The sequence below is a fragment of the Devosia sp. A16 genome, from assembly GCF_001402915.1.
Classification (GTDB): Bacteria; Pseudomonadota; Alphaproteobacteria; order Rhizobiales; family Devosiaceae; genus Devosia_A.
Genome location: NZ_CP012945.1, coordinates 4,820,450 through 4,845,190, shown reverse-complemented (window position 1 = coordinate 4,845,190; position 24,741 = coordinate 4,820,450). Strand labels below are relative to the sequence as shown.

Genomic DNA, 24,741 nt, shown 5'->3' with positions numbered 1-24,741 from the left:
GCTTATGGCTCTTTGTTCGCGTAACCGATGCGTTACGCGGTAACGGCGGTGGCAGCGTTGCGGATGGCCGCGATGCGGCCGGCATAGGTATTGGGGTCGTTGCCGGAGAACACTGAAGTGCCGGCGACGTAAAGATCGGCGCCGGCGTCGGCGAGCGCCTTGGCATTGTGCTCGGTGACGCCGCCATCGACCTCGAGGTCGATCGGCCGGCCGCCGATCAGGGCGCGTACCTGCCGGATCTTGTTGAGGCTCTCCGGAATGAACTTCTGCCCGCCGAAGCCAGGGTTGACGCTCATCACCAGCACCAGGTCGACGTCGCCGATGACATGCTCGATGGCGGAGACGGGGGTCGCGGGGTTGATGGCGACGCCGGCGCGCTTGCCTTCGCCGCGGATCGCCTGCAGCGATCGATGCAAATGTGGGCCGGCCTCGGCATGCACGGTGATCGAGTCGGCGCCGGCCTTGGCGAAGGCGGCGAGATAAGGGTCCGCCGGCGCGATCATCAGGTGGACGTCGATGACCTTGCTGGTGATCGGCCGGATCGCCGAGACGATCAGCGGGCCGATGGTGATGTTGGGGACGAAGTGACCGTCCATCACATCAACATGGATGTAGTCGGCGCCGCCCGCATCGATGGCGCGAATCTCGTCGCCGAGCCGGGTGAAATCGGCGGAGAGGATGGAGGGCGCGATGCGGATCGGGCGGGACATGGGGCAGCCTGGCCAGAGTGGCGACATATCTCCTTTGTTGCTCGTGTCGGCATACAAAAGAGACAAACGGTCCTTACCCCGGCCCAACCTCGATGTCATCCCTCGCGAAAGCAGGACCCAGGCTTCCATCGGCGCCGGCGCGTGCTGACCCCCACCCTTGATCCCTCCCCGCAAGGGGGAGGGACGCAGACTGAGATGCCGGTGTGAGGGTCTCCCTCCCCCTTGCGGGGAGGGGACAGGGGTGGGGGTCCGCGACCACCAGCGCCAGTGGATGGCTCAGTGGGGAATCGCCGTCGCCGGGTCGCCATCCACTGCGGCAGCGAGCTTGGGCGGCAGCAGGTCGAGCAGGTAGCCGAGCGACAATGGAGTCTGCCAGCTCATCGCGGCGCTGGCGAGGCCATCGCCGTCGTCGAGCCAGACCGAACGACCCTCGGTGGCGAGCCGCAACCCCTGGTAGAGACCCATGGCTTCGACCTTGTGCTGGATTGCCGTATTATCGGCCGGCCAGATCGCCACATCCATGTCGATAAGCTCGATGAATTCGGGGCTGATGGTGATGCGGTTATCGGGCTGGGCCAGCTTGTCGAGCTGGGGCGGGAAGCTGAGGCCGAGATCGATCAGAAACTTGCTGGCGAGATCGTTGCTGCTCCAGGCATCGAAGCTGCCGTCTTCCCTGAGGTAGAGATTGGTGCCGGTCTTGCCGGCAAGCTGAGGATACTGGGTCCGTACGGCGGCGAAGCGATCGGCGAAGCTCTCGATGATAGCCTCCGACTTTTCGGAGTTGCCTGACGTCGCGCGGTCGATGATGGTCAGTTCCGCTTGCCATGGGGCGCCCCAATGCTGGTAGCCTGCCGGCGTCACCACCACCGGCGCGATCTTCGACAGATTCCGGTACATCGCCTCGTCCATGGTGACATAGATGGCGATGATCAGGTCGGGGCGCTGCGCCGCGACCCATTCGAGGTTGATGCCGTCTACAGTCATCACCTCGGGCGTGGCATTGACGGCCTTGCGCGCCGCCTCGGCCCAGGGCCAGGTGGCGTAGGGGTGCTCGCCCCACCATTCCTTGACGCCGACCGGGGCGACGCCGAGCGCATAGAGGAAGTCCTGCTCATGCATGCCCACCGAGACGACGCGCTGCGGCTTCGCTGGGATCGTGGTGGCGCCGTAGATGTGGCCGACGGTCACCGGAAAGTCTTGGGCGAAGGCCGGCGCGAGCAGGGCGGCGAGCAGGGCCAGCGCGGCGGACAACAATTTCATCTCAAATCCCTCGAAGCGATCAATAGGCGCACTAGAGGAAAGATGAGTGGTGTAGTCAAGTTTGTGTCGCGCTTCACATCGAGGCGAGCGGCTGCCCGTCGCATTGCCTTCGGCGGCGAACCGGCTATGACTTCGCGCGATTTGTCGGAGGCATGATGGACGGGTTCTCGTTCTGGCTGGTGTTCGGGGCAGGGGTGCTGAGTTTCCTCAGTCCGTGCGTGCTGCCGCTGGTGCCGCCCTACCTCACCTATATGAGCGGCGCGAGCTTCGACCAGTTGCGCAGCGACGGCGCCACCGCCGGGGTGATCTGGCGGAAAAGCGTGTTCACCTCGGTGTTCTTCATCGCCGGGTTCTCGATCGTCTTCATCCTGTTCGGCGCCACGGCTACGGCGTTCGGACAGGCGTTCCGGCAGGCGCTCCCGATCATCACGCCGATCGCCGGGCTGTTCATCATCGCCATGGGGCTGCATTTCCTCGGCGTCTACCGGATCGCCTTCCTTGATCGGCAATTGCGGCACAATGGTCCCGGCGTGGCCAGCGGCCCGGTGGGCGGGTTCCTGCTGGGGCTCGCCTTTGCGGTTGGCTGGACGCCCTGCATCGGGCCGGTGCTGGCGGCGATCCTCGCAGTCGCCTCGACCAAGGAGACGGCGCTCGACGGAGCGGCGCTGCTCGGGCTCTATTCGCTCGGACTGGGCGTGCCGTTCCTGCTGGCCGGCATCGCCATCGGGCCGTTCCTCACCTTTTTTTCGGGGTTCAAGAAGCATCTCGGCATGGTCGAGAAGGTGATGGGCGGTTTGCTGGTGGTGACCGGACTGCTGTTCCTCACCGGACAGTTTACCCGCATCTCCTACTGGTTCCTCGAGACCTTCCCGGTTCTGCAGCAGTTCGGGTGAGGGGCTTGTTGCCAGAGCGAAGCTAGATCAGCTTCAGCCCTCTCATCGACGAATGCCCCGATTTCCCGATGATGATGTGATCGTGCACGGTGATCCCCAGCGGCCGGGCCACGTCGTTGATGCGACGGGTCATCTCGACATCGGCAGTCGAGGGCGTCGGGTCGCCGGAGGGGTGGTTGTGCACCAGGATCAGCGCCGTTGCCGACAGTTCGAGGGTGCGCCTGATCACCTCGCGCGGATAGACGGGGGCGTGGTCGACTGTGCCGGTCTGCTGCACTTCGTCGGCGATAAGGCGGTTCTTCTTGTCGAGGAACAGAATGCGGAACTGTTCGACGTCGTTGAAGGCCATCTGGGCGTGGCAGTAATCGATCAGCGCCGTCCACGAGCCCAGGATCGGCAGGTCCGGGGTCATCCGGTCGCGCGCGAAGCGTTGGGCGGCAGCCTGGATGATCTTGAGGTTGGTGGCTGAGACCAGCCCAAGGCCTTTGATCTGGTCGAGCTGCTTCGGTGTCGCCGAGAAGACACCCGAAAAGCTGCCGAAAGCCCGGATCAGTTCCTTTGCCAACGGCTTGGTGTCTTTGCGGGGGATGACGATCTGCAGGATCAGCTCCAGCAGTTCGTAATCCTCGATATGCTGCTCGCCCAGCTTCAGGAACCGTTGCCGGGCGCGCTCCCGATGGCCGAGATAGTGCGGGGCAGGAGCCTCGCCGAGGCCCCGCGGGGAGAGATTTGCCGGCGATGGCTTCTCCCCCTCGCTCATCGGCTAGCGACGAGCGTCGAGCGGATTGAACAAGCCGCGCGGCGATAGCGTGAAGATCTCGACACCGGTCTCGGTGATGCCGATCGAGTGCTCGGCCTGGGCCGAGAGCGTGCGGTCCCGGGTCACCGCGGTCCAGCCGTCCGCCAGGATCTTCACATGCGGGCGGCCGAGATTGATCATCGGTTCGATGGTGAAGATCATCCCGGGCTTCAACGGCACGCCCGTGCCCGGCACGCCGAAATGCATGATGTTGGGCTCGTCGTGGAAGAGCTGGCCGACGCCGTGCCCGACGAAATCGCGCACCACGCTCATCCGCTCGGCCTCGGCCAGCGCCTGGATCGCCGCACCGATATCGCCGGTGGTGGCGCCGGCCCTGGCTGCAGCGATGCCGGCGGCGAGGCCGGCATAGGTGACGTCGATCAGGCGCTCGGCCTTGCGGCTGATTTCGCCCACCGGGTACATCCGCGAGCTGTCGCCGTACCAGCCGTCGACGATCAGCGTCAGGTCGATATTGACGATGTCGCCTTCGCGCAGCGGCCGTTCCTCGGGAATGCCGTGGCAGACGACGTGGTTGATCGAAGTGCAGATCGAGTGGCGATAGCCCTTGTAGAACAGGGTCGCGGGGATCGCGTCATGGTCGCGGGCGAACTCGTAGGCCAGCCGGTCGAGCGCCGCCGTGGTGACCCCCGGTTTCACCGCATCGACCAGCAGGTCGAGGGCTTCCGCGGTGAGGCGGCCGGCCTTGCGCATGCCGTTGAAGCCGGCTTCGCCGTGCAGCGGGATGACCCCCGAGGTGCGGCGACTTTTGGTTTCGGCTTCGACGTAGGTGATCATGGCGGCTCCGTTCGAAACGAAAGTAGGCGTTCGGGCCGCCGATTGGAAGTGTGTTGGCGCTGCCAGTCCTGGCGCCAATACTGTGGGCAACCGGGCCCGGTGACTCGCCGGATTGCTTGACCTTTCAGGCTTTGGTGAGGCAATGCATTGTGCCTCGCCAATCTCCGGGGCCATCATGCCATCGCCCGAACCCGTTACCGCCGCTCTCGTCGTCATCGGTGACGAAATCCTGTCCGGTCGGACCAAGGACGTGAATATCGGGACGACGGCCGATTACTGCACCGAGCTCGGCATCGAGCTCAGGGAAGTGCGGGTGGTCTCCGACGTCGAGGACGAGATCATCGCCGCGGTGAACGCGGTGCGTGCGCGCTACACCTATGTCTTCACCACCGGTGGCATCGGCCCGACGCATGACGACATTACCGCCGACGCCGTCGCCAAGGCGTTCGGCGTGGCGCTGCCGATCAATGCCGAGGCCCGCGCCATGATGGAAGAGCGCTGGAAGCAGAGCGGTACCGAGGTCAACGAGGCGCGGTTGCGCATGGCGCGCATTCCCGTGGGCGCGTCGCTGATCGCCAATTCGGTGAGCGCTGCGCCGGGCTTCCGCATCGGCAACGTGCACGTCATGGCCGGGGTGCCCAAGATCATGCAGGCGATGCTCGAGGCGATCCGGCCGACGCTCAGGGGCGGTGACAGGATCAAGTCGATCACGCTGCGCTGCCGGGTGGGCGAGGGCACCATCGGCGGACCGCTCGGCCAGATACAGCAGGAGTTTCCCGACGTGAAGATGGGCAGCTACCCGCAGATGGGGCAGAGTTTCGTGATGACCGAGCTGGTGCTGCGCTCCGCCGACGAGCTGCGCCTGGCGGAGGCTGCCGCCCGCGTGCGCGAGATGGTGGCCGAGGCGCATCGCGCTGCCGGCCTCTCGCCGGAAGTGGAAGCCTACTGATTCCGGCCCGATGGGCCTTCCCGACAACAGGCGGCGGGGCCGCCGCAGGAGAAGCAATTGAACCAGACCTCGCAGAAGTCTTTCCCCGTGACGTGGGACCAGTTCCATCGCGACAGCCGGGCGCTGGCCTGGCGGCTGCAGGCGCTTGGGCCGTTCGATGCGCTGGTGGCGATCACCCGGGGCGGGCTGGTGCCGGCGGCGATCGTGGCGCGCGAACTCAATATCCGGGTGGTCGAGAGCGTGGCGGTCAAGAGCTATGACCACCAGAGCCAGGGCGGCATCAAGGTGCTGAAGCCGATCGCCCCCGAACTGCTCGACAAGGCCCGCAGCGGCGGCAAGATCCTGATCGTCGACGACCTGGTGGATACCGGGGCCACGGCGCGCGTCGTCCGCGACATGCTCCCCGGCGCGCATTTTGCCACCGTCTACGCCAAGCCCAAGGGCCGCGAGATGGTCGACACCTTCATCACCGAAGTCAGCCAGGACACCTGGATCTTCTTCCCGTGGGACCTCGATGTCGCCTACGTGCCGCCGATCTCGGGCGGCACCGACTGAGCTAAAGCTGCTGCACCACATTGATCCACAGGCCTGACGGATCCTTCAGGCTGAAGCGGCGCTGGCCGAACGGTTCGTCGGTCAGCGGATAGTCCGGCTCCCTGCCGGTGGCGCGGACTTCCTCGAGGGCCGCCGCCGCGTCCTGCACCTCCAGTTCCATGCTGGTGCCGGCCGCGTAGGCTTCGGGACCGGGCGGGTAAGAGGGGTGCTCTTGCGACATGAAGGCGATGCTGGCGCCATCGGCCTGCATGTAGACGAACCACTCGTTCTCGAACACGACCGAGAAACCCAGGTGCCTGGCCCAGAAATCGCGGCAGGCCAGGAATTGTTCGGTGACGGTGATGGGGTAGCGGTCGATGAACTGCATGGTGGGCCTCGCGGGGTTTTGACTGACACGGAGCAATAGCTGCCCCTCCTGACAGGCGATGTCAGGGTTTATCTCCCCATTCCCGTTTGAGTTTTTGCCATGTTTGTGGGAAGCCCTGTCGCAGCGCGGGCGTGATGGAATGGTAGACATACCGGACTTAAAATCCGGAGGGGGTATCCCCGTGTGGGTTCGAGTCCCACCGCCCGCACCAGCAGCCGCCCGAAGCAAGGCCGGGACGCGGCGCTGTCAGCCCATCAGCTCAGGAAGAACGTACCTCGAAAAGAACGACGGCTCGGGTTCTGTCGGGTGGACGCTCGCCATGGCTTTGCAGGTCTTCAGCTCCGCGACCAGCAGCAGCGCATCTGCCGCCTTGCGGTTGACCTTGTGCTTGCGGTAGGCGGCAATCAGCTCCTCACGCTCATCGGCGGGCAGCAAGGCCTCGAGCGAGCGGTCCTTGAAATAGAGCCGACCGGCTCGCTCCCAGATGCGCGTCCGCTCCGCGTCGGAGATGAGCCCCAGTTCGCGCAGGCGATCGAGGGTCGGCCGCACGTTGACCAGCGGCTCGGTCAGCGGTGGATAGCCGAGCTCTTCCGGGCCGTGAGAGATCGCCACCGCGGCATCGTCGTCGAGCGCGCCGCTCAGGTAGTCCTGGGCAATCGCGCCGATCGGCAGCATCCCGAAGGCGGCACATTCGGCGGCGCGAAGCGCCCCCATGGAGGACGCTCCCAGCATCGTCACGCCGCGCTCCAGGGCGAACAGAATCTCCTTGTGCCAGGGCGCGGCGACCGCATCGAAGAACCCGTCGACCAGCCCGATCGCACCGGCGCCGTCCAGCACCGCGCGGGCGACATCGCCCTGCCGGGCCGGAGAGCGGACGACGAGGCCCGTCAGGTCGGGCGTTTCGCCGTAGAGCGAGGGACCGACGAACAGCACTCTCATGACCCGAGCACCTCGAGGGCCCGCGGTCCGGGCAACCAATTGACGTTGGTCTCGCGGTCCTCGAGCACTGTCGAGAGCGCCCGCACCACCGCGATGCCATAGGGCGCGCCGCCCAGTCCGCTCCAGACGATTCCGGCAGCCGGCCCGACCCGCTGCGCCAGCCGATCGAGCATTTCGGGCAGCGGCGTGTCGGCGGCCAGCCAGGCGGGGGGCTGTCGCCGGCCGGGGCCGGGCGTGGCCAGGAAGGCGATCGACTCGTCGACCTGCTCGGCATACTCGGCTGGCAGAAAGTCGTCCCGTCCGCCCGCGATATTGGTGATTCTGGTCTGCGCCGCCTCGGTGATGGCGCGCCCGATGGCACGGGCGCCGTTCGGATGACAGCCATAGCCGGCGGCCATGTCGAACAGCCTGGCCTTGTCTGAGCCGCGCTCGCTGATCACCGCCATGACGCAAGGGACGCCGAACTCGGTGGTCTGGTCGAACAGCCGCAGTTCGAGGTCGGCGGCTTCGATCTGCCGGTGGAAGGCGCCGATCGTCGCGTCGTCCACGGCTTCGACAGGGAACTCGGTCGCCAGCCGCGCCGCGTCCGACAGCAGCGACCACAGCGAGGTCGCGTCACGCTCGAGCAGTTCGCAGATGGCGTGAAACAGCGCTTCCTGAGTGGTGTTGCCCGACGCGAGGCCATTGGTGCTGCGGCTGACCTCCGGCAGGTCGGTGGCCGGCTCGCCGATGGTCAGGGCGTCGCGCGGAATCCAGACGGCGTCGTCATCGGGCCAGCTGCGTCCGCCGAGCCAGCGGATCGGCGTATCGATAGGCAGCGGGCGATCGGCCGGCAACAGGCGCGCCACGTCGCAGAAGCGTTCGCCGGCCTGCCCAAGGGCGGCGGCGGTGGCAAGACGCGACGGCACCTCGGATCGCTCGGCTATGGCGAACTCGGCAGCCTCCATCAGCGCCGACGCCATCGCACCGGCATCGTCGCGACCTTTGCCCTGGCTGACGCTGAGCGTCAGTCCCGCGGGCCGGATAGCTGAAAAACACGGAATCCCGATGCGGTCGAGGCCGGTCTGACGGGCGAGGCGTGTGATGCCGAGTGAAGCAAGATGCGGCCGCAACCGCGCAACGGTCAGTGCGGCCGCTGTATTGCGTTCGCCATATTCAAACCAGCTTGGCGGCGTCGGACCGGCGCCGCCCACCAACTACTGCCGGAAGAATTTGCGGCTGGGAATGCGCGGCAGCGCCGGCATGGCCTTGGCGCTGTTCGCCGTTGCGGTAACAACTTTCGAAGAAGTGGATGAATTGTTCAATTGGGATCCTCCTGTGAACAACAAAGGAGGATCCCAATTGCATTAACATCTGGTTAAGTTCTTCGCGGAAAGCCCGCCAGGAACAGGGCATCGAGATAGTGCTCGGTGTCGTCGGAGTTGGGAGCCGGATAGAGGCTCAGCCACTTGTCGAGTGTGAACGCCGGATCGCGGGCCAGCGCCTGCTCGCGGTAGCTCGCGGCTGCTTCCTGGTCGTTCAGCATCGCCGCCGAGGCTGCCATCAGGCGGAGCGCCAGCCCCGGTGACTCCATCGCCGACAGGCGCCGCAGCGCCTGCCTGTACTCGCGCCGGAAGAAGCTGACCGCCCCGGCGATCCAGTAATAGTCGTCCGGCGCCAACGGGTTCAGCGAAAGCGCCCGCGAAATTTTTGCCTCGGCCTCGTCGTGCATCGACAGGTGGGTGAGAACGTCCGCCTGGTCGACGAGCAGATCCGCATGGTTCGGGGCGAGCTCGTGCGCCGCCTCGAAGTGCTCCCGCGCACCGGCGAGATCGTGCAGATAAAGCGCCGCGTGACCAAGCTCGCGCAGGCTGGCGCTGTCGTTGGGATCGTAGCCGTGAGCGCGTTGCGCCAAGTGGCGGGCCTCGAGCAGCAGCGTACGGTCGGCACTGCCGCGCTCCAGCCATTCGAGGGTTTTAGTGCGGGCGAGCTGGGCCAGGGCGGGCACGAAGTCCGGTGACAACTGCACCGAGCGGGTTAGCGACTTCTGGGCGCGCAGCAGGGACGGCAAGTCGTTGCGATCGCGCCGCTGCATGGCGATCAGGTAGTGCACATAGGCCGAGGCGGCGCCCGTGCGGCGATACTTCCGCAGCTCGTAGGCGCCGATCTCGCCACAGATCTTGTCGGCAAGCACGGCGCAGAAGCTGTCATGAATGCTCTGCAGCGCGCCCGAGCGCAGCTCGACTTCGCCGCGATAGACGCGCTGGCCCAGCGCGGTGGCGACCACGTCGATGCTCATTACCGAAACCGGCAGGCCGGTCTCGCAAAGCGCCACGTCGGTGAGCACGATATAGTCGGCCGGGAGCATCTCCTCCCAGATCGGGCCGCTGGTCAGTTTCATTGCCGAATGCGGCGCGATGACTTCATAGAGCCGGCTTCGGCACAGGCTGAGCGTAACATCGGTGACGAGGGAGAGAGCGATCTTGTGGTCTTGTGCGTCCACCAGCGGTGAGCGGTGGCGCGGCGGAACAATCAGCAGTCGAGGAATAGTGGCCGTCTGGTGTTCTGCAACTGTTCGTGGATGATGCGATAGGTCAGCTCTCACAACAGAAAATCCAACTGAGTTGAACGGCCTTGTCCTGAGGTGGACCGTATCGACGATTTTTACGCAGCGGAAGCTGGCTGCCGCGATATTTGACGTTGGTGTCGCGCATCTGTGCAACAGCGACATTGATGCAACGATTGGGATGGCAATGACAGCTTCGATCGAACGTCGCCAAGTAGATCCCTGCCAATGCGCCGCGTCGCGCGGCCGCGCCTTGACTTCGCCCCGACGACATCGAAGGGTTGGCGCGCAGGCTCGACGCCCCACGGGTGCTTCGGCCTAGGTGGTGCTCGGTATCGGCGCCGAGCCTTGCTGTGCGGGTCAAGAAGGAGTGACGGATGCTGCTGAAGCTCGAGGTGCTCGAGGCGATCAAGCGGGGTGACATCACGCTGCAGTTCCGGCGCTGGACGCGACCGACGGTGAAGCCGGGCGGAACGCTCAAGACCAAGGTGGGGCTCCTGAAGATCGGCCGGATCGACGACCTGTCGCCGGCCGACGTGACCGAGGGGGACGCAAGGAGGGCCGGCTTTCGCGACGTGGCGGAGTTCAACAGGTGGCTCGACACCATGAAGCAGGGGCCGCTGTTTCAGCGGATCGAGGTCAGCTATCTGGGCGAAGCGCCATGATCCGCTTCATGCTTTTTGCATTCGCCCTGTTGTTCGCGGCGCTGCCGGCTGCGGCCGAGGAGGCGTGCGAGACCTGGACGGCTGGGCCGCAAGACGACGAAGGCGGGCTGGTCTTCACCGCTGCCGCCTGCGCGACCGATGCACCTCAAGCGTATCTGTTTCTTACCTGCTCGTCGGGTGAGGTCTACATCCGCTACGACCTCGCGGCCGGAGGCGAGCGCGCTCCTGACGGAGACGAAGTCAATGATGTCGATTTCAACGTGGGCATTGCCACCCAGCGTGTATCGATGCGGTATGAGGCGATGGATGGCATGTTCGCCGGTAGCGTGCCGGCAGACGGGCCGCTGGTGGCGCTGCTCAAGTCGGGCACGGGCTTGAGCGTCGTCGACGCCGCCGGCCACTACAAGACGCACAGCTTTGGGCTTGTCGGTTCGTCGTCGGCGCTGGCGCGGTTAGTGCAGCAGTGCCGCTAGGCGCGGAGCCGCTCGCGTAGCCAAGGCTGATCGTCGAGATGCGGACCGGTGACGGAAAACCGGCCGAGCGAGCCGTCGAGCGTTCGCTGCAGCACCGTCAGGGCCCGGACCCATTCAGTGTACAAGCGTCGCCCGCGCCGAACGCCGTCGAGAGAAACGCAGCGCGTGCGGGCGGCGTGCCAATCGGGCCGGCGGGCTTCGCGGGCAAAGCGGCGGATCACCGTGGCATGCGGCACGGGCAGGGCGAGCACGGCCCAGTAGACGGCCAATGCGTCCGGATCGGCTCCGGCAGAGGTTTCCACCGACTGGTGCCGGAAGGCCCAGACGAGCAGGTCCTGAATGTCGATCCGTTGCGCCATTTCACCTCGCAGACCCCCAGGGCAACTCGCTGGCATGCGCCGCGTCTCTGCTTGCACTTGCAGTCTGAGGGGGAGCAACGGCGGACAAGATACCGAGTTTCCACATTTGCCGGCGATAGCGGGCAGCCTGGTTGACGCGCTGTAAAACCGGCTGTCGCGGCTTTTGCGCAAATCGATATTGACCCTCACGTAGCGTCAGGGACTATCCCCTTATCCCGCGGAGAACGGGTGATGAAAACACTGACGGTTGCAGAGGTGGCAAAGCTGTCCGGGGTGTCGATCCGGACCTTGCATCACTACGACCAGATCGGCCTGCTGAGGCCGGCGTTCACGGGGCACAACCGCTATCGCCACTATGGACAGGAGCAATTGCTGCGGCTGCAGCAGATCCTGCTCCATCGAGAGCTCGGCATTCCACTCTCGGACATCGCCGCCATCCTCGATGCGCCTGACTTCGATCGGCTGGCGGCGCTGCGCCGGCAGCGCGAACGTCTGAACCAGGAGGCGAAGCGCTACGCCCGACTCGTCAGGACGATCGACCGCACGATCGCCAGCATTGAAGGAGAATGCGTGATGAAGAACGAGGATTTGTACAAAGGCGTCTCGCCCGACAAGCAGGCCGAATACGAGGCCTGGCTGGTGGAGCAGTATGGCGGCGACATGCCGGAGCGCATCGCGCTTAGCAGAGGCCGATATGAGAAGCTGTCGGAGGCGGAAAAGCTCGAGCTCAACCGCGAATTGCACGACATGGAGCAGGGGCTTGCCGAGGGGCTTCGCCGCGGAGTGCCGATGGGCTCGCCCACCCTCGACCCGCTGTTGAACCGGCATCGGATGTGGGTCTCGCAGATGTGGGGCAGGCCATGTCCGCCCGAGGCCTATGCCGGTCTCGCCGACCTCTATCTCCAGCATCCGAATTTCGTCGCGCGGTATGAGACGATCGAGCCGGGGTTCGCCCAGTACCTGTCGGGCTCGATGAAGCTCCATGCCAAGCGCCGGGGATAGCGGTAGGGGTCGCTGACGAGTTTGCCCCGTCGTCGGAACGTTTGGTGGCCGGCCCGCATTATCTGCTCCGAACGCTAACCCCCAGGGAGACCGGGAATGCACAAGGACGAGATCAAGGGTGCGGCCAAACAGGCACGCGGCAACGTCAAGGAAGCCGTCGGCAAGGCGACCGGGGACCGCAAGCTGCAGGCCGACGGCGCCGCCGACAAGGTGGAAGGCTCGGTGCAGAAGGCGGCCGGCAAGGTCAAGCAGGCAGCGCGCGACGCGCTCAAGCACTGAGCGACCGCTCATAGGTTCAGGAAAGGCCGCCCTCGGGCGGCCTTTTTGCATTAGGCTCGGCGCATCCAGCACGGAGTCGCGGGCATGGTCGGCAGCATACTGACGGGCGTCATCGCCCTCATCCACATCTACATCCTGATCCTCGAGATGTTCCTGTGGGATAAACCGCAGGGGATCAAGGCGTTCGGCACGACGCCGGCCTTTGCCAGCGAGTCGAAGACGCTCGCCGCGAACCAGGGCCTCTACAACGGTTTCCTCGCTGCAGGGTTGATCTGGGGCATCTGGCTGGGCGAGCCAGGCGATCCCGTCAAGATCTTCTTCCTGCTGTGCGTCGCCGTGGCAGGTGTGTTCGGGGCCGTCACCGTTGGTCGCAAGATCCTGTTTGTACAGACAATTCCCGCTGTGGTGGCGTTGATTGCGGTGTGGCTCGCCTGAGCTTTTGCACAAGCAGTTGGATACTCTGCTGGGCAGAAATTGCCCATGGGAGACGAACTGGCTAACCTTGCTCCTGCGGACGGATCTGAGGGGCGATAGACGATGGGCTATCTTGAGTGGTGGCGGAGAAAACGCCTCCGAACGAGGGCGGTGATGCCCAATTTCCGGCACATGACGGAGGTTCTATGACCTCCGGCAAAGCAGTATCCGTCGATTGGACGGGCGAGGCGCCGGACGCGGCGCGGGACCCACGGCAAGCTGGGGCACGATCCACTGTGAAACAGGTGGTGTTCCTGGTCGATTTCGGCATGGTAAGCCACGGGCTGGCGCCGCTGTTCGTCGACGGCCACGCCACAGAACTCGGGTTCTGGGGCTTTTCCAACGACATCATCCGGCGCCTGACGCGGCTGAACGAGCTCTACGACCGCCAGGTCAACTGGGACAATCCGAACGACCCGACGTGGCGGATCTCCGAGCGGGACCGCAACGAGTTCAACGCGCTGCTGCCGTTCCTCGTCTCGGAGATCCAGATCGCACTCGGCGACAAGTGGGAAATCGTGCTGGAGAGCCAGCCGATCTAGGGGGCGGTTCAACCCGGCGAAGGCGGACCAATCTATCCGTTTGCGTGGGATGGGGAATTGGGTCCGGCCGTCGCTCGGGTGGTCCTGCCCCACCCACCGGGTCATTCCCGCGAAAGCGGGAACCTCCGTTTTTGTGCCCGCGGCGCGATCTCAAACGGAGGTCCACGCTTTCGCGGGGATGACGCCGAGCTTGAGGCGCTTTCCGATGGCAAGCTCACCGAAGAGCGCTCAGGTCGAACGCAGTAGGCATAACTGAGCTTTCGCTGGGACCCAGGGCCTATTCGAAACTGTAATGCAGCCGAACGCAGCCGGTGCCCAGCGTGTTCGAAGACAGCAGCTTCAGGCTCTTCTCTAAGCCGGTGGCGGGAAACAGCGGGAAGCCGCCGCCGAGCAGTTGCGAGATGACGTAGATCTCGATCTCGTCGAGCGCGCCGCGTTCCATGAAGGCCATCTGCAACTGGCCGCCGCCCAGCATCCAGACGTCGCCGTCGTCGAGCGCCCTGAGCTCGGCAACCAGCGCATCAATATCGGTCCGGGTCTCGAGCTTGCCGATCGGCGAGGGCAGGGGGCGCGAAGTGACGACGATGACCCGCTGCTCGCCATACGGCCAGGGGATGTTCTCGCGCACCAGCCAGTCATAGGTACCACGCCCCATCACCACGGTCCGGATCCGCTTGATGAACAGGTTGTAGTCGAACTCGCCCAGCTGCATATCGGTGCGTTGGGTGAGCCAGGTCAGGGACTCCTGGGGGTCGGCGATGAAGCCGTCGAGGCTCGAAGCGATGTAGCCGACGATGCGGGCCATGACGATTCTCCTTGGTGAGGCTGGTCTCAGTGATTTATAAACGAACATTCGTTTATATTGGAAGCCATGTCCAGACCCCGCAAGATCTCGGATGAGGATGTCGTCGAAGCCGTCGCCGCCCTGGTGTCGCGTGAAGGCCCGGCGGGCCTGACCTTCGCTTCGGCATCGGTTGCCACCGGCCTGTCGCCGGCGACGCTGGTGCAGCGTTATGGCAACCGCGAAGCGCTGCTGCGCGCCGCGCTGCTGTGGATGTGGGACCAGCTCGACCTGACAGTTGCCGGAGCGGACGCCAGTCATCCTGTCGATCCGGAGGGGGCGATCGCTCTGCTGGTGCGACTGTCGGCCGGCTATGGCGCCGGTGAGGAGGCTGCGCAGGGGTTGCTGCTGCTGCGCGAGGATTTTCGCGATCCGGTGCTTCGGGCCCGCGGCGTGCAGTGGAACGGAGCGATGAACCGCGCACTTGGCCGGCGGCTCAGCAATGACCCTGTCCGGCAGGCGCTGCTCGGCCGGTTGATGGCCAGCCAGTGGCAGGGCGCGGTCCTGTGGTGGGGGTTTTCGCGCGAGGGCACGCTGCGCAGCTTTCTGAGGCGGGAGCTGCATGAGTGGCTGAAGGTGAGCGGAATTTCGTAGTTTTCGGGTTCATTGCTTCGCCGGTCGCCACTACATTGCGCACCATGCGCTACCGCATGCTCGACACGGCTCTGGGACCCATGGCGATCGGCTGGACCGATGCCGGGATTTGTCGCCTGTTGCTGCCGGGCGAAGGGCTTCAGGAGATGCGGGCGCGGCTCGAGCAGACGGGCGGCGTCGAAGCTGCCGATGGTCAGCCGGAAATCACGGCGCGAATTCTCGCCTATGCCGAGGGGGCGAACGACAATTTCATCGATGTCGAACTCGACCTGTCGCGCGTGTCGGACATCAACCGGCGCATCTACGAGCATATCCGCGGCCTCGCCTGGGGCGAGACGACCACTTATGGCGCCATCGCCCGCTGGCTCGGCGATGTGGCGCTGTCGCGCGCCGTGGGGGCGGCGATGGGGGCCAACCCGATCCCGCTGATCGTCCCGTGCCACCGGGTGCTGGCCGCCGATGGACGCACCGGCGGGTTCTCCTCCCCGGGTGGGGTGAGGGCCAAGATGGAAATGCTGGCGCTCGAGAAGGCCGCCTCGCCGTCCGGGCAGTTCTCATTCGGGTTTTGAGGACGGCCTACGCCGTGCACGCCTGGCGTTCGGGTACCACGCCGGCAAACATGTCGGTAATGCTCGCCGGCACGCCGGAACCCATGAAAGTCGCGAAATCGGTGGGCGATGCGATGCCGTCGCGCCCCAGTCGCTGCAGCGCGGAGGAGATCCGCTCGTGGTAGACCTGCATGAACGCGAAGGTGCCGTCCTTTTCGATCTGGTAGATTCCTGCCCCCGCCTGGACCTCGCCTCCGAACATCTCGCCGAGCACGGCCATCGGTGCGCCCTGCACGCCCATCCCGAGCCGGATCATGTCGAGCCGGGCCAAATAGTCATTGATCATCGCCACCAGGCCAGCCTTCTGCTCGGGGTCGCAGAAGCGGAGGCTCTTGGTGGCGATGCGGCAGGCGATCATCGTTGCCATCGGCGCAAAGCCGTCAGTGACGGCGCGATTGGCGATAATGGCCTGGGCAGGCAGGTCTACTTCGCCGCTGGCCAGCGCCTCGTTCCGGCAGCGCGCGGTATCCTCGTCGGTCCACACCAGGTCGGGATCAGTGGTGGCGACGAGCTGCTGGGGCGGGCCCGGCTGTGGGGCGTGGGGCGCCATCCAGGTGGCGAAGCCAAAATAGGCGAGGCTGCCGACGGCGACGACCGCCAGCGCGGTCACCAACAGGTCGAACAGTCCCAGGGACTGGCCGGAAACGGCCGCCGGCCTCGTCGTGCTCCGCACATCGCGCACCAGATCGCGTCCCGACATGACCGCCCCACAGAAGATCTGCAGCGGCGAGCTTAGTCCGGCAGCGGTGAAGGTTGGCTTTCGCCATTGCAGACGAATGCAAACATGGCGGCAACCTGCCGGCTACTGTCCGCGCTTGAAGACCTTCAGGTGGCCGAGCTGCTTGACCACTTTGCCCGCCACGGTTTCGATGGGATCCTCGATCGAGACCGCCAGCACGTTCTCGTCCGGGTCGGGCCGTTCGAGCGTGGCGAACTGGCTGTCGAGCAGTTTGGGGCTCATGAATTCGTGGCTGCGGGCTTCGATGCGCTTGCGGATGGTGTCGATGTCGCCATCGAGAAAGACGAAAAGGATCGGCTCGCCGGCCTTCTCGGTGAGAAACTCGCGATAGGCGCGCTTCAGCGACGAGCAGGCGCCCACTGCGACGCCCTTTTGTTCGGCAGCCTCATGCAGCGCGCCGGCGAGGGTTTCGAGCCACGGCCAGCGATCCTCGTCGGTGAGCGGGATGCCGTTGCGCATCTTCTCCTTGTTGGCCGGCGGATGGTAGCCGTCGCCGTCGAGGAAGGGGGCATGCAGCCGGCGCGCTATCGCCGCGCCGGTCGCCGATTTGCCCGACGACGACACTCCCATGGCGATGATGATCCGCGCGTTCTCAAACGGTGGCAGTGAAGGCGCCGTCGACATAAAGGATGTGTCCGTTGACGAAGGTGGAAGCCTCGGAAGCGAGGAAGACGGCAGCGCCGCCCAGCTCGGTGGGGTCGCCCCAGCGGCCCATCGGGGTGCGCTTTTCGACCCAGGAATTGAACTCCTGGTTTTTCAGCAGCGCCTCGTTGAGCTCGGTGCGGATATAGCCCGGCGCGATGCCGTTCACGTTGAGGCCGTGCCTCGCCCAATCGACGGCCATGCCGCGCGTGAGGTTGGCGATGGCTGCCTTGCTCGCCGCATAGGGAGCGATCGACGGGCGCGCCAGATTGCTCATCACCGAGCAGATGTTGATGATCTTGCCGCTCCTGCGGGCGATCATGCCGCGCGCCACGGCGCGACCGACAATGAAGGCCGAAGTCAGGTTGGTGTCGATCACCTGCCTGAACTTGTCGAGCGGCCATTCCTCGAGCGGCGCGCGGTGCTGCATGCCGGCATTGTTGACGAGAATGTCGATCTGGCCGATCTCGGTTTCGGCGTGGGCGATGGCGTCCTCGACGCTCTCCTCGCTGGTCACGTCGAAGGCCAGCGCCTTGACGCCGAGCGCACCGCCGTCGACCAGACGCGCGGCGGCTTCGCCAAGGGCGGCCGTATCGCGGCCGTTGAGGATCACCTCGGCGCCGGCGCCGGCCAGTGCGAGGGCAATGCCGAAGCCGATGCCCCGGCTGGAACCGGTGACCAGCGCGCGCTTGCCGCTCAGATTGAATAGAGAAATCGAGTCCAAAGTCAGTGCCCCTCCCAGGCTCAGCCGGCGCGACACTAGTGGATGATGCGCGGCTTGGTAAGACCAGGCGAGCCTGGTGGTGAGGAACGTGCACAGGGCAGGTGCTTCAAGGTTCCGATGGGGTGGCATTCGGCCCTCGCCCGTGCCAAAAAGCCGCGCAAAGAAATCCTAATGACTCCCAATGGAGATAATGATGGCGTCTGCCGATATCGGGCTGATCGGGCTCGCAGTAATGGGCTCCAATCTGGCGCTCAACATCGCCGAAAAAGGCTACACCATCGCGGTCCACAACCGCACCGCCTCCAAGATCGACGATTTCGTTGCCACGGCGAAGGAGCAGGGGCTCGACGGCAAGGTCGTGCCGGAAGCCGACCTGGTGAAATTCATCCAGTCGGTGAAGCGGCCGCGCTCGATCATCATCATGGTCAAGGCCGGCAAGCCGGTCGACGAGATGATCGAGCAGCTGTTGCCGCACCTCGAACAGGGCGACGCCATCCTCGAATGCGGCAACTCGCTCTATACCGACAGCCAGCGGCGTTTCGAATACCTGCGCGACAAGGGCATCGGGTTCCTCGGCATCGGCGTCTCCGGGGGTGAGGAAGGCGCTCGCCATGGCCCCTCGATCATGGTCGGCGGCCCCGAGCAGCAGTGGAAGAACGCCCAGCCGATCCTCGAGGCGATCTCGGCCAAGTTCAACGGCGAGCCGTGCTGCGCCTATCTCGGCGAAGGCGGGGCCGGCCATTTCGTCAAGATGATCCATAACGGCATCGAGTACGGCGACATGCAGATGATCGCCGAGACCTATGGGGTGATGCGCGACGGGCTCGGGCTGAATCCGGCGGCCGCCTCCAAGGTCTTCAAGGACTGGAACCAGGGTCCGCTCAACTCCTACCTGATCGAGATCACCGGCTACGTCCTCGAGGCGATCGAGCCCAGGACCGGCAAGCCGCTGGTCGAGCTGATCCTCGACAAGGCCGGCCAGAAGGGCACTGGCACCTGGACCGCGATCGCGGCGCAGCAGCTGGCGGTGCCGGCAACGGCCATCGAGGGCGCGGTGGCGGCCCGCTCGATCTCCTCGCGCAAGGAGGAGCGCGTGGCCGCCGAGGCGGTCTACGGCAGGCCGTCGGCGGGCAAGGCCGACATCTCGCTCACCGACCTCGAGCAGGCCCTGCTGGCCGGCAAGATCGTCTCCTACGCGCAGGGCTTTGCGGTGCTCTCCAAGGCGTCGGAAGAGTTCGGCTGGAACCTGCCGCTCGCCACCATCGCCAAGATCTGGCGCGCCGGCTGCATTATCCGCTCCCGCTTCCTTGACCAGATGTCGGCGGCCTATGCCAAAGGCGGCGCCACCAACCTGCTGATGGTGCCGGACTTCGTCGCCATCATGAAGGATGCCCACAAGTCGTTGCGCAAGATCGTGGCGGCCGGCGCCATCGGCGAGTTCCCGCTGATCTGCCTCAGTGCGTCGCTCGCCTATTTCGACAGCTATCGCCAGGCGCAGGGGACGGCCAACCTGACCCAGGGTCAGCGCGACTTCTTCGGCGCTCATGGCTTCATTCTCACCGACCGCGAAGGCGAGCAGCACGGCAAGTGGCCGTCGACGCTCGGGAAGTAAGGGCGACATCGCTGGGGGAGCCATTGTGCCCTCCAGCAGCCCTTCTCTTGCGATTTCTTAGGCTTTGCCAAACGGCTAAACCTAAGAAATCGCTTTCTCCCCCGCCAAGGTGGAGAGTCCCGACTGATGCTCAGGTGCATGTGGAAGGCACCGATCATCTCCCCCTTGGCGGGGGAGAAAGTGAAAACTCGGGCTTAGCGCAGCTAAGTCCTTAGTTTTCGCAAGAGAGGGGGCTTCGAGTCACCGGCTACGCGGCGTGTCCGTTCCCATTCCCGTTCTCATCATGCGGTGGGGTCTGCTGCTGGCCGGGCTGGGCCATCTCGTGGACGTGGTCCTTCTTGGCGACGCGCGGCCGGTGCATCAGGTCGAAGCGGCGCACGGTGTAGATGAACAGCAGCGCCGCGACGATCACCAGGATACCGGCGCCGAGGAACGGTGCGCCGGGGAAATAACCGGGCGTGCCGGGCGAAGCCTGGGTGAAGTGGCTGAACAGCTGCGTGGCCAGCAGCGGCCCTAGAATCGACGCCAGCGAGTTGGTGGCGTTGATGGCGCCCTGCAGCTCTCCCTGCGCATCGTCGGGGACCTGGCGCGACATCAGCGAGTTGATGGCCGGGCCGGCGACGCCAGCGAGCGAACCGAAGATCAGGAAGAAGTAGAGCGGGATCTCGGAGTGGATCGAGGCGGTGCCGATGAAGGCGATTGAAGCCGCCAACATGCCGAGCAGCACCGTCGACCACTCGCCGATCCGCTTGGTCAGGAGGCCCACCAGCAGCGCCTGGCTGGCGGCGAAGCCGATGCCGAAACAGCCGAGCGCCACCCCAATCTGCGCCGACGAGAAGTTCAGCACTTCGATGGTGAAGAAGTTCCACACCGACGGGAAGGACTGGCTGGCCAGCACGAAGATGCCGAGCGTCGCCAACAGCCACAGCACGACGGGGTTTTTCGACAGGCTCAGCAGCACGCCGAACGGGTTGGCGCGGCGGATGTCGAAGGGACGCCGCTTGTCCTTGCCGAGGCTCTCGGGGAGGACGAAAAAGCCGAACAGCAGGTTGGCGCCCGCCAGCACGGCGGCGGCATAGAACGGCCAACGCGGGCCGAGCTCTCCGAGCAGCCCGCCGACCACCGGTCCGAAGATGAAGCCCAGCCCGAAGGCGGCGCCGATCAGGCCGAAGCGGTGGGCGCGCTTCTCACGCGGGGTAATGTCGGCGATGTAGGCGGTTGCCGTCGCCACCGAGGCGCCGGAGATGCCGGCGATGGTGTGGCCGATGAAGATCAGCACCAGCGAGTTGGCAAAGCCCATGATGGTGTAGTCGATCGTCAGCCCCGCGAGGGCGATCAGGATGATGGGGCGCCGGCCGAAGCGGTCGGAGAGGTTGCCGAGCGCCGGCCCGAACAGGAACTGCATCAGCGAGTAGGCGAACACCAGGTAGCCGCCGATCACCGCCGCCTGCGCGACGCTGCCGCCCGAGAGCTGGCCGATCAGTTGCGGCAGCACCGGCAGGATGATGCCGTAGCCCAGCATGTCCAGGAAGATGGTGATGAGCACGCAGGCGAGCGTGAGATTGGATTGCGGAGAAACGGGCATGCGGGGCGATTATTCCCAATGTGGAGCGGCAGTTGACACATCGCCTCCGGCGAAGGCAAGCGCCAACGGCTTCAGTGAACGTCCGGGCGGGCCGGTCGCGATGGCGCTGGCAGACCCTCGGGGTCGGGCGCGGCGTCGTAGCCGTAGAGCCAGGCGAGGCGTTTCAGATGGCCGCGCGGACCCTGCAATTTCACCACGGCGTTGCGGGCGAGGGTGAACGGCCATTCGAGGTGGAAGGCGAAGCCGTTGGAATTGGAAAGCTTGCGCACCTGTCCGACGCGCGGCTGGCGCAAGGCGGCGTAGCGGCGGAGCGCCTGCTCGGCCTCGGCTTCGGTCATCAGCAGCGGCGCGAGGATGGCGGCATCCTCGATGGCCATGGCGGCGCCCTGCGCCTGGAACGGCAACATGGCGTGCGCGGCATCGCCGATGATGCCGACGCCACCTTCCGACCAGGTCGGCGTGCTGACGGTGGAGACCGGCCAGAAGCCCCAATCGTCGCCCGCGGCTTCGCGAATCGCGGCGAACTGCCGACTTTTCAGTGCGGCCCAAGGCAGCTCGGGCGCCCGTGGCGGCTCGGCGCCGAAGGTGCGCGCCGCCTTGGATTTGGCGAACAGCGCGACGTTGATCTGCCGGCGATGCGGCAACGGGTAGGTTACCGCATGATAGCCCGGGCCCCACAGCAGGCTGGTGCGGTCGGGCGCCAGCACGCCGTCGAGGGCCGATTGGCCGAGCGTGATGCGCCAGGCCACCATACCGGAATAAGTGGCTTCCGGCCCCATCAGCACGCCGGTGCGGGTGCGCGAGTTGACCCCGTCGGCGCCGATAAAGGCGAAGGCCCGGGCGGAGCGCGATTTGCCGTCAGCCTCGTCGACGGTGACCGAAACGCCACGCGCGTGGCTCACCACGTCATAGGCGCGGACGCCGAACAGCAGGTCGATATTGGCGAAGCGCTTGCAGGCCCGGTGCAGCACCTCGGCGAGGTCGGCCCGGTGAATCACGGTGTAGGGCGCGCCGAAGCGCTGCGCCATGACCTCGCCGAGCTCCAGCGTCACCAGCGGATGGTCGGCGCCATAGGGATAGACATCGATGCCGCGTGGCTCGAATGCCGCGGCCGCCAACGCCTTGTCGAGGCCGAGCCGGTTGAGGATCTTGCGGGCGTTGGGGCTGACCTGCAGGCCGGCACCCACTTCCTGCACCTTCGCATTGCGCTCGAGCACCACCACGGTCGCGCCGAACTTGGCGAGCGCCAGGGCCAGCGTCAGGCCGGCAATGCCGGCGCCCGCGATGTAGACGGTGCGTCCGTTGCCGGACATCGGCAGAATCAGGCGGCTTCGGAGTGATACACCGCCGAGAGCGGCTCGGAGGTCCCGGGCGCCAGTTCAGGGTTGAACACGTAGAGGGTCGAGCAATAGGAGCAGACGGTCTCGTTGTCCTTGCCCATGTCGATATAGATGTGCGGGTGGTCGAACGGGGGCAGGGCGCCGACGCACATGAACTCCTTGGAGCCGACCTCGATACGCGCCAGACCCTGGGTATTGTGGAAGTGCGGGGTGCTCTCGTGCGCCATCGGGTGGTCCTCGGGTTCGAATTCGGCCGGAACATAGCGGCGGGAGGGCGGGAAGCCAAGAGTGCCGGCGTGCGCGGTTGTCCCATTCCGTGTCGGGCGGGGATGTGGCTTTGATGCGGGCGCGGGACTTGTTAAACCAGCGCCCCAACCGAAAGGCCGTCCCTTGCCCCAGTTCAGTTCCTCCGGAATCTCCATCGCGTACGAAGTGCATGGCCAGGGCCGTCCCATCTTGCTCATCCATGGCTTCGGCTCGTCCGGCAAGGTCAACTGGATCGATACCGGCTGGGTAGAGGCGTTGACCGCCGCCGGCTACCAGCCGATCACCTTCGACAATCGCGGGCACGGTGCATCGCGAAAACTCTACGACGCGCAGCTCTATTTCGCGCACGAGATGGCCAGGGACGCCAAGCGCCTGCTGGACCATCTGGGCATCGGTAGCGCGCCGGTCATGGGCTACTCGATGGGCGCACGCATCGCCGCCTACCTGATGCTGCAGGATCCCGCGGCGGTCAGTTGCGCCATCTGGGGCGGCATGGGGCTCAACCTGATCTCGGGGCTCGAGGACAGCGAGGAGATCATCTCGGCGCTGACCGCCGAGTCGCTCGATCAGGTCACGGGGCGCACCGGGCGGCAGTTCCGCATCTTTGCCGATCACAACAAAGCCGATCGGGCGGCGCTTGCCGCCTGCATGGTCAACTCGCGCGAACCAATGCGGGAGGCCGATGTCCGCCGCATCGGCCAGCCGGTGCTGGTGGCGGTCGGCAGCGACGACGACATGGCGGGCTCGGCGCAGGGTCTCGCTGCACTCCTTCCCCGTGGTGAAGCCTTCACCATCGAGCGTCGCGACCACATGCGCGCCACCGGGGACAAGCAGTTCAAGGCCGCAGCATTGGAATTCCTCGCCCGGCATGCGCCGGAGTAACCATTCAGCGCGAGTTCAGAGCCGGCGAACCAATCTGTGCGCTATGGGTTGGTATCGGAGCACGTTTTGTCTTATATCGGCACTCGCCGATGGAGAGCCTTATGAGCACGAATTTGAAGACGGCCAATGTCACGGCCATGGACCCGGTGTGGGACGCGGTGGTCTCGGGGGCCCGACAGGTGGTGGCCAGCGAACCTTCGCTGAGCAATCTGCTCTATTCCAACGTGCTCAACCACGGTTGCTTCGAAGATGCGCTGGCGCACCGACTGGCCGAACGGCTGGATCATCCTGACGTTTCCGCCGACCTGATCCGGCAGGCCTTCCGCGAAGCGCTGGACTCGCGCCCGGAGATCGGCATCGAGGCGCGCGCCGATCTCGCGGCGACGCTGGAGCGCGATCCGGCCCTGCACAAGGCCGTCGATTGCTTCCTTTACTTCAAGGGTTTCCATGCCATCCAAACGCACCGCTTCGCGCATGCGCTGTGGCTGATGGGGCGCAAGGATTTCGCGCTCTACCTGCAGAGCCGGTCGAGCGCCGTCTTCCAGGTCGACATCAACCCGGCCGCCCGCATCGGCAAGGGCATCATGCTCGACCATGCCACCGGCTTCGTGGTCGGCGAGACCGCCACCATCGGTGACAATGTCTCGATCCTGCAGGGCGTGACGCTGGGTGGTACCGGCAAGTCCGAGGAAGATCGCCACCCCAAGATCGGCAATGGCGTGCTGATCGGCGCCCATGCGGTGGTGCTGGGCAATATCCGGGTCGGCGATTGCGCGCGTATCGGCGCCGGCTCTGTGGTGGTCAAGGAAGTGCCGCCGCGGGTGACGGTGGCCGGCGTTCCGGCGCGCGTTATCGGCGAAGCCGGCACGCCGCATCCGGCATCGGTGATGGATCAGCTGGGGGTCGTGCAGGATCTCACTGGCTGATTCTGCGACGACCCGCCTCGGCTCGGCGCGCGAATTTGCGCCCGTCATCGCGGAAAAATGCGTGACCCGGGATTGCCCGGCGAGGCGCAATGCCTATTGTGGCGATCCCAAATCGCCCCCGCGCATGCCCTTGAAGGAGCCGCCGTGAACCACCCTGAAATCATCAAGCTCCAGAAATTTCTGCAGCAGAAGTTCGGCAATCGGAACATCGACGTTCGTCCGCGCAACAAGCAGAACGACAGCGTTGAAGTCTATCTGGGTGAGGAATTCCTCGGCCTGATCTATGTCGACGACGAGGATGGCGACCGCTCGTACAATTTCCAGATGGCTATCCTGGATGTCGACCTGGACGAGATTCACTAGGAACGTCAGCGC

31 protein-coding genes and 1 tRNA gene are annotated in these 24,741 nt (G+C 65.3%); 16 read left to right on the top strand and 16 right to left on the bottom strand.

Annotation, left to right across the window (positions count from 1 at the left end):
- Window positions 1-32: 32 nt before the first annotated feature.
- Together rpe and APS40_RS23395 are read right to left on the bottom strand one after the other, a co-directional pair.
- A complete protein-coding gene (rpe, locus tag APS40_RS23400) occupies window positions 33-710 on the bottom strand; it encodes a ribulose-phosphate 3-epimerase (protein WP_055049332.1) in 678 nt (225 codons plus the stop codon).
- A gap of 276 nt (window positions 711-986) precedes the next feature.
- Window positions 987-1,970, bottom strand: a complete 984-nt coding sequence (locus APS40_RS23395; RefSeq protein WP_055049331.1) for an ABC transporter substrate-binding protein — start codon at window positions 1,968-1,970, stop codon at window positions 987-989.
- 155 nt (window positions 1,971-2,125) lie between these two features.
- Between APS40_RS23395 and APS40_RS23390 the strand changes: the two genes are divergently transcribed.
- Window positions 2,126-2,863, top strand: coding sequence for a cytochrome c biogenesis CcdA family protein (locus APS40_RS23390; RefSeq protein WP_082434625.1), 738 nt, complete (start codon window positions 2,126-2,128; stop codon window positions 2,861-2,863).
- 22 nt (window positions 2,864-2,885) lie between these two features.
- Here APS40_RS23390 and radC read toward each other — a convergent pair whose 3' ends face one another.
- On the bottom strand, window positions 2,886-3,623 hold the full coding sequence (gene radC / locus APS40_RS23385) for a RadC family protein (protein WP_055049329.1): 738 nt from the start codon (window positions 3,621-3,623) through the stop codon (window positions 2,886-2,888).
- Between the two features lie 3 nt (window positions 3,624-3,626).
- Complete coding sequence (map, locus tag APS40_RS23380; RefSeq protein WP_055049328.1) at window positions 3,627-4,457, bottom strand: type I methionyl aminopeptidase; 831 nt, start codon at window positions 4,455-4,457, stop codon at window positions 3,627-3,629.
- A 175-nt stretch (window positions 4,458-4,632) separates the two neighbouring features.
- Here map and APS40_RS23375 point away from each other — a divergent pair, with 175 nt between their 5' ends.
- Window positions 4,633-5,406 carry a competence/damage-inducible protein A gene (locus APS40_RS23375; RefSeq protein ID WP_055049327.1) on the top strand — a complete coding sequence of 258 codons (774 nt, stop codon included), beginning with the start codon at window positions 4,633-4,635 and terminating at the stop codon, window positions 5,404-5,406.
- A gap of 57 nt (window positions 5,407-5,463) precedes the next feature.
- Entirely contained in the window at window positions 5,464-5,961 is a 498-nt protein-coding gene (gene gpt, locus APS40_RS23370; RefSeq protein ID WP_055049326.1) for a xanthine phosphoribosyltransferase, read from the top strand.
- A gap of 1 nt (window position 5,962) precedes the next feature.
- On the opposite strand, the gene APS40_RS23365 is transcribed toward gpt, so the two are convergent.
- Window positions 5,963-6,328 (bottom strand): VOC family protein, encoded by a 366-nt coding sequence (locus tag APS40_RS23365; protein ID WP_055049325.1) that lies wholly within the window; start codon window positions 6,326-6,328, stop codon window positions 5,963-5,965.
- 125 nt (window positions 6,329-6,453) lie between these two features.
- Between APS40_RS23365 and APS40_RS23360 the strand changes: the two genes are divergently transcribed.
- Window positions 6,454-6,539, top strand: a tRNA-Leu gene (locus APS40_RS23360).
- A gap of 35 nt (window positions 6,540-6,574) precedes the next feature.
- Here APS40_RS23360 and APS40_RS23355 read toward each other — a convergent pair.
- The 3 genes from APS40_RS23355 to APS40_RS23345 all read right to left on the bottom strand — a co-directional run bounded on the left by APS40_RS23355 (window position 6,575) and on the right by APS40_RS23345 (window position 9,647).
- The gene (locus APS40_RS23355; RefSeq protein ID WP_055049324.1) at window positions 6,575-7,267 is read right to left on the bottom strand and encodes a TfuA-like protein; all 693 of its coding nucleotides are present in this window, start codon (window positions 7,265-7,267) and stop codon (window positions 6,575-6,577) included.
- Window positions 7,264-8,460: a YcaO-like family protein gene (locus APS40_RS23350; RefSeq protein ID WP_055049323.1), complete on the bottom strand. Its 1,197-nt coding sequence runs from the start codon at window positions 8,458-8,460 to the stop codon at window positions 7,264-7,266. The genes APS40_RS23355 and APS40_RS23350 overlap by 4 nt, the downstream gene beginning before the upstream one ends.
- A gap of 164 nt (window positions 8,461-8,624) precedes the next feature.
- On the bottom strand, window positions 8,625-9,647 hold the full coding sequence (locus APS40_RS23345) for a tetratricopeptide repeat protein (RefSeq protein WP_055049322.1): 1,023 nt from the start codon (window positions 9,645-9,647) through the stop codon (window positions 8,625-8,627).
- 542 nt (window positions 9,648-10,189) lie between these two features.
- On the opposite strand from APS40_RS23345, the gene APS40_RS23340 reads away from it, so the two are divergent.
- Together APS40_RS23340 and APS40_RS23335 are read left to right on the top strand one after the other, a co-directional pair.
- On the top strand, window positions 10,190-10,477 hold the full coding sequence (locus APS40_RS23340) for a hypothetical protein (RefSeq protein ID WP_055049321.1): 288 nt from the start codon (window positions 10,190-10,192) through the stop codon (window positions 10,475-10,477).
- Window positions 10,474-10,950 carry a hypothetical protein gene (locus APS40_RS23335; protein ID WP_055049320.1) on the top strand — a complete coding sequence of 159 codons (477 nt, stop codon included), beginning with the start codon at window positions 10,474-10,476 and terminating at the stop codon, window positions 10,948-10,950. Before APS40_RS23340 ends, APS40_RS23335 begins: the two co-directional genes overlap by 4 nt.
- Here APS40_RS23335 and APS40_RS23330 read toward each other — a convergent pair.
- Window positions 10,947-11,309, bottom strand: coding sequence for a hypothetical protein (locus tag APS40_RS23330; protein WP_055049319.1), 363 nt, complete (start codon window positions 11,307-11,309; stop codon window positions 10,947-10,949). The genes APS40_RS23335 and APS40_RS23330 overlap by 4 nt on opposite strands.
- Window positions 11,310-11,540: 231 nt before the next feature.
- Here APS40_RS23330 and APS40_RS23325 point away from each other — a divergent pair, with 231 nt between their 5' ends.
- The 4 genes from APS40_RS23325 to APS40_RS23310 all read left to right on the top strand — a co-directional run bounded on the left by APS40_RS23325 (window position 11,541) and on the right by APS40_RS23310 (window position 13,606).
- Complete coding sequence (locus APS40_RS23325; RefSeq protein ID WP_055049318.1) at window positions 11,541-12,311, top strand: MerR family transcriptional regulator; 771 nt, start codon at window positions 11,541-11,543, stop codon at window positions 12,309-12,311.
- A 96-nt stretch (window positions 12,312-12,407) separates the two neighbouring features.
- A complete protein-coding gene (locus tag APS40_RS23320; RefSeq protein ID WP_055049317.1) occupies window positions 12,408-12,590 on the top strand; it encodes a CsbD family protein in 183 nt (60 codons plus the stop codon).
- An 84-nt stretch (window positions 12,591-12,674) separates the two neighbouring features.
- Complete coding sequence (locus tag APS40_RS23315) at window positions 12,675-13,025, top strand: DUF1304 domain-containing protein (RefSeq protein WP_055049316.1); 351 nt, start codon at window positions 12,675-12,677, stop codon at window positions 13,023-13,025.
- Between the two features lie 275 nt (window positions 13,026-13,300).
- On the top strand, window positions 13,301-13,606 hold the full coding sequence (locus tag APS40_RS23310; RefSeq protein ID WP_156343061.1) for a hypothetical protein: 306 nt from the start codon (window positions 13,301-13,303) through the stop codon (window positions 13,604-13,606).
- A gap of 277 nt (window positions 13,607-13,883) precedes the next feature.
- On the opposite strand, the gene APS40_RS23305 is transcribed toward APS40_RS23310, so the two are convergent.
- On the bottom strand, window positions 13,884-14,411 hold the full coding sequence (locus APS40_RS23305) for a dihydrofolate reductase family protein (RefSeq protein ID WP_055049314.1): 528 nt from the start codon (window positions 14,409-14,411) through the stop codon (window positions 13,884-13,886).
- Window positions 14,412-14,477: 66 nt separating this feature from the next.
- Between APS40_RS23305 and APS40_RS23300 the strand changes: the two genes are divergently transcribed.
- Window positions 14,478-15,041, top strand: a complete 564-nt coding sequence (locus APS40_RS23300; protein ID WP_055049313.1) for a TetR/AcrR family transcriptional regulator — start codon at window positions 14,478-14,480, stop codon at window positions 15,039-15,041.
- Window positions 15,014-15,610 carry a methylated-DNA--[protein]-cysteine S-methyltransferase gene (locus APS40_RS23295; protein WP_197279395.1) on the top strand — a complete coding sequence of 199 codons (597 nt, stop codon included), beginning with the start codon at window positions 15,014-15,016 and terminating at the stop codon, window positions 15,608-15,610. Before APS40_RS23300 ends, APS40_RS23295 begins: the two co-directional genes overlap by 28 nt.
- Before the next feature lie 7 nt (window positions 15,611-15,617).
- On the opposite strand, the gene APS40_RS23290 is transcribed toward APS40_RS23295, so the two are convergent.
- The 3 genes from APS40_RS23290 to APS40_RS23280 form a co-directional block, all read right to left on the bottom strand.
- Entirely contained in the window at window positions 15,618-16,349 is a 732-nt protein-coding gene (locus APS40_RS23290; protein WP_055049311.1) for a hypothetical protein, read from the bottom strand.
- Between the two features lie 102 nt (window positions 16,350-16,451).
- Window positions 16,452-17,012, bottom strand: coding sequence for a gluconokinase (locus tag APS40_RS23285; protein ID WP_055049310.1), 561 nt, complete (start codon window positions 17,010-17,012; stop codon window positions 16,452-16,454).
- Window positions 16,981-17,760 carry a glucose 1-dehydrogenase gene (locus APS40_RS23280; protein WP_055049796.1) on the bottom strand — a complete coding sequence of 260 codons (780 nt, stop codon included), beginning with the start codon at window positions 17,758-17,760 and terminating at the stop codon, window positions 16,981-16,983. The genes APS40_RS23285 and APS40_RS23280 overlap by 32 nt, the downstream gene beginning before the upstream one ends.
- 187 nt (window positions 17,761-17,947) lie before the next feature.
- Between APS40_RS23280 and gndA the strand changes: the two genes are divergently transcribed.
- Window positions 17,948-19,366, top strand: coding sequence for an NADP-dependent phosphogluconate dehydrogenase (gene gndA / locus APS40_RS23275; protein WP_055049309.1), 1,419 nt, complete (start codon window positions 17,948-17,950; stop codon window positions 19,364-19,366).
- 247 nt (window positions 19,367-19,613) lie between these two features.
- On the opposite strand, the gene APS40_RS23270 is transcribed toward gndA, so the two are convergent.
- The 3 genes from APS40_RS23270 to APS40_RS23260 all read right to left on the bottom strand — a co-directional run bounded on the left by APS40_RS23270 (window position 19,614) and on the right by APS40_RS23260 (window position 22,518).
- Window positions 19,614-20,951, bottom strand: coding sequence for a TCR/Tet family MFS transporter (locus APS40_RS23270; RefSeq protein ID WP_055049308.1), 1,338 nt, complete (start codon window positions 20,949-20,951; stop codon window positions 19,614-19,616).
- A gap of 71 nt (window positions 20,952-21,022) precedes the next feature.
- Window positions 21,023-22,264, bottom strand: coding sequence for an FAD-dependent monooxygenase (locus APS40_RS23265; protein WP_055049307.1), 1,242 nt, complete (start codon window positions 22,262-22,264; stop codon window positions 21,023-21,025).
- Between the two features lie 8 nt (window positions 22,265-22,272).
- Window positions 22,273-22,518: a zinc-finger domain-containing protein gene (locus tag APS40_RS23260; RefSeq protein ID WP_055049306.1), complete on the bottom strand. Its 246-nt coding sequence runs from the start codon at window positions 22,516-22,518 to the stop codon at window positions 22,273-22,275.
- A gap of 229 nt (window positions 22,519-22,747) precedes the next feature.
- Here APS40_RS23260 and APS40_RS23255 point away from each other — a divergent pair, with 229 nt between their 5' ends.
- The 3 genes from APS40_RS23255 (at window position 22,748) to APS40_RS23245 (ending at window position 24,729) form a co-directional block, all read left to right on the top strand.
- Entirely contained in the window at window positions 22,748-23,440 is a 693-nt protein-coding gene (locus tag APS40_RS23255) for an alpha/beta fold hydrolase (protein WP_236884165.1), read from the top strand.
- A gap of 101 nt (window positions 23,441-23,541) precedes the next feature.
- The gene (gene cysE, locus APS40_RS23250; RefSeq protein ID WP_082434622.1) at window positions 23,542-24,366 is read left to right on the top strand and encodes a serine O-acetyltransferase; all 825 of its coding nucleotides are present in this window, start codon (window positions 23,542-23,544) and stop codon (window positions 24,364-24,366) included.
- Between the two features lie 144 nt (window positions 24,367-24,510).
- Window positions 24,511-24,729, top strand: a complete 219-nt coding sequence (locus APS40_RS23245; RefSeq protein ID WP_055049303.1) for a DUF3126 family protein — start codon at window positions 24,511-24,513, stop codon at window positions 24,727-24,729.
- Window positions 24,730-24,741 lie beyond the last annotated feature (12 nt).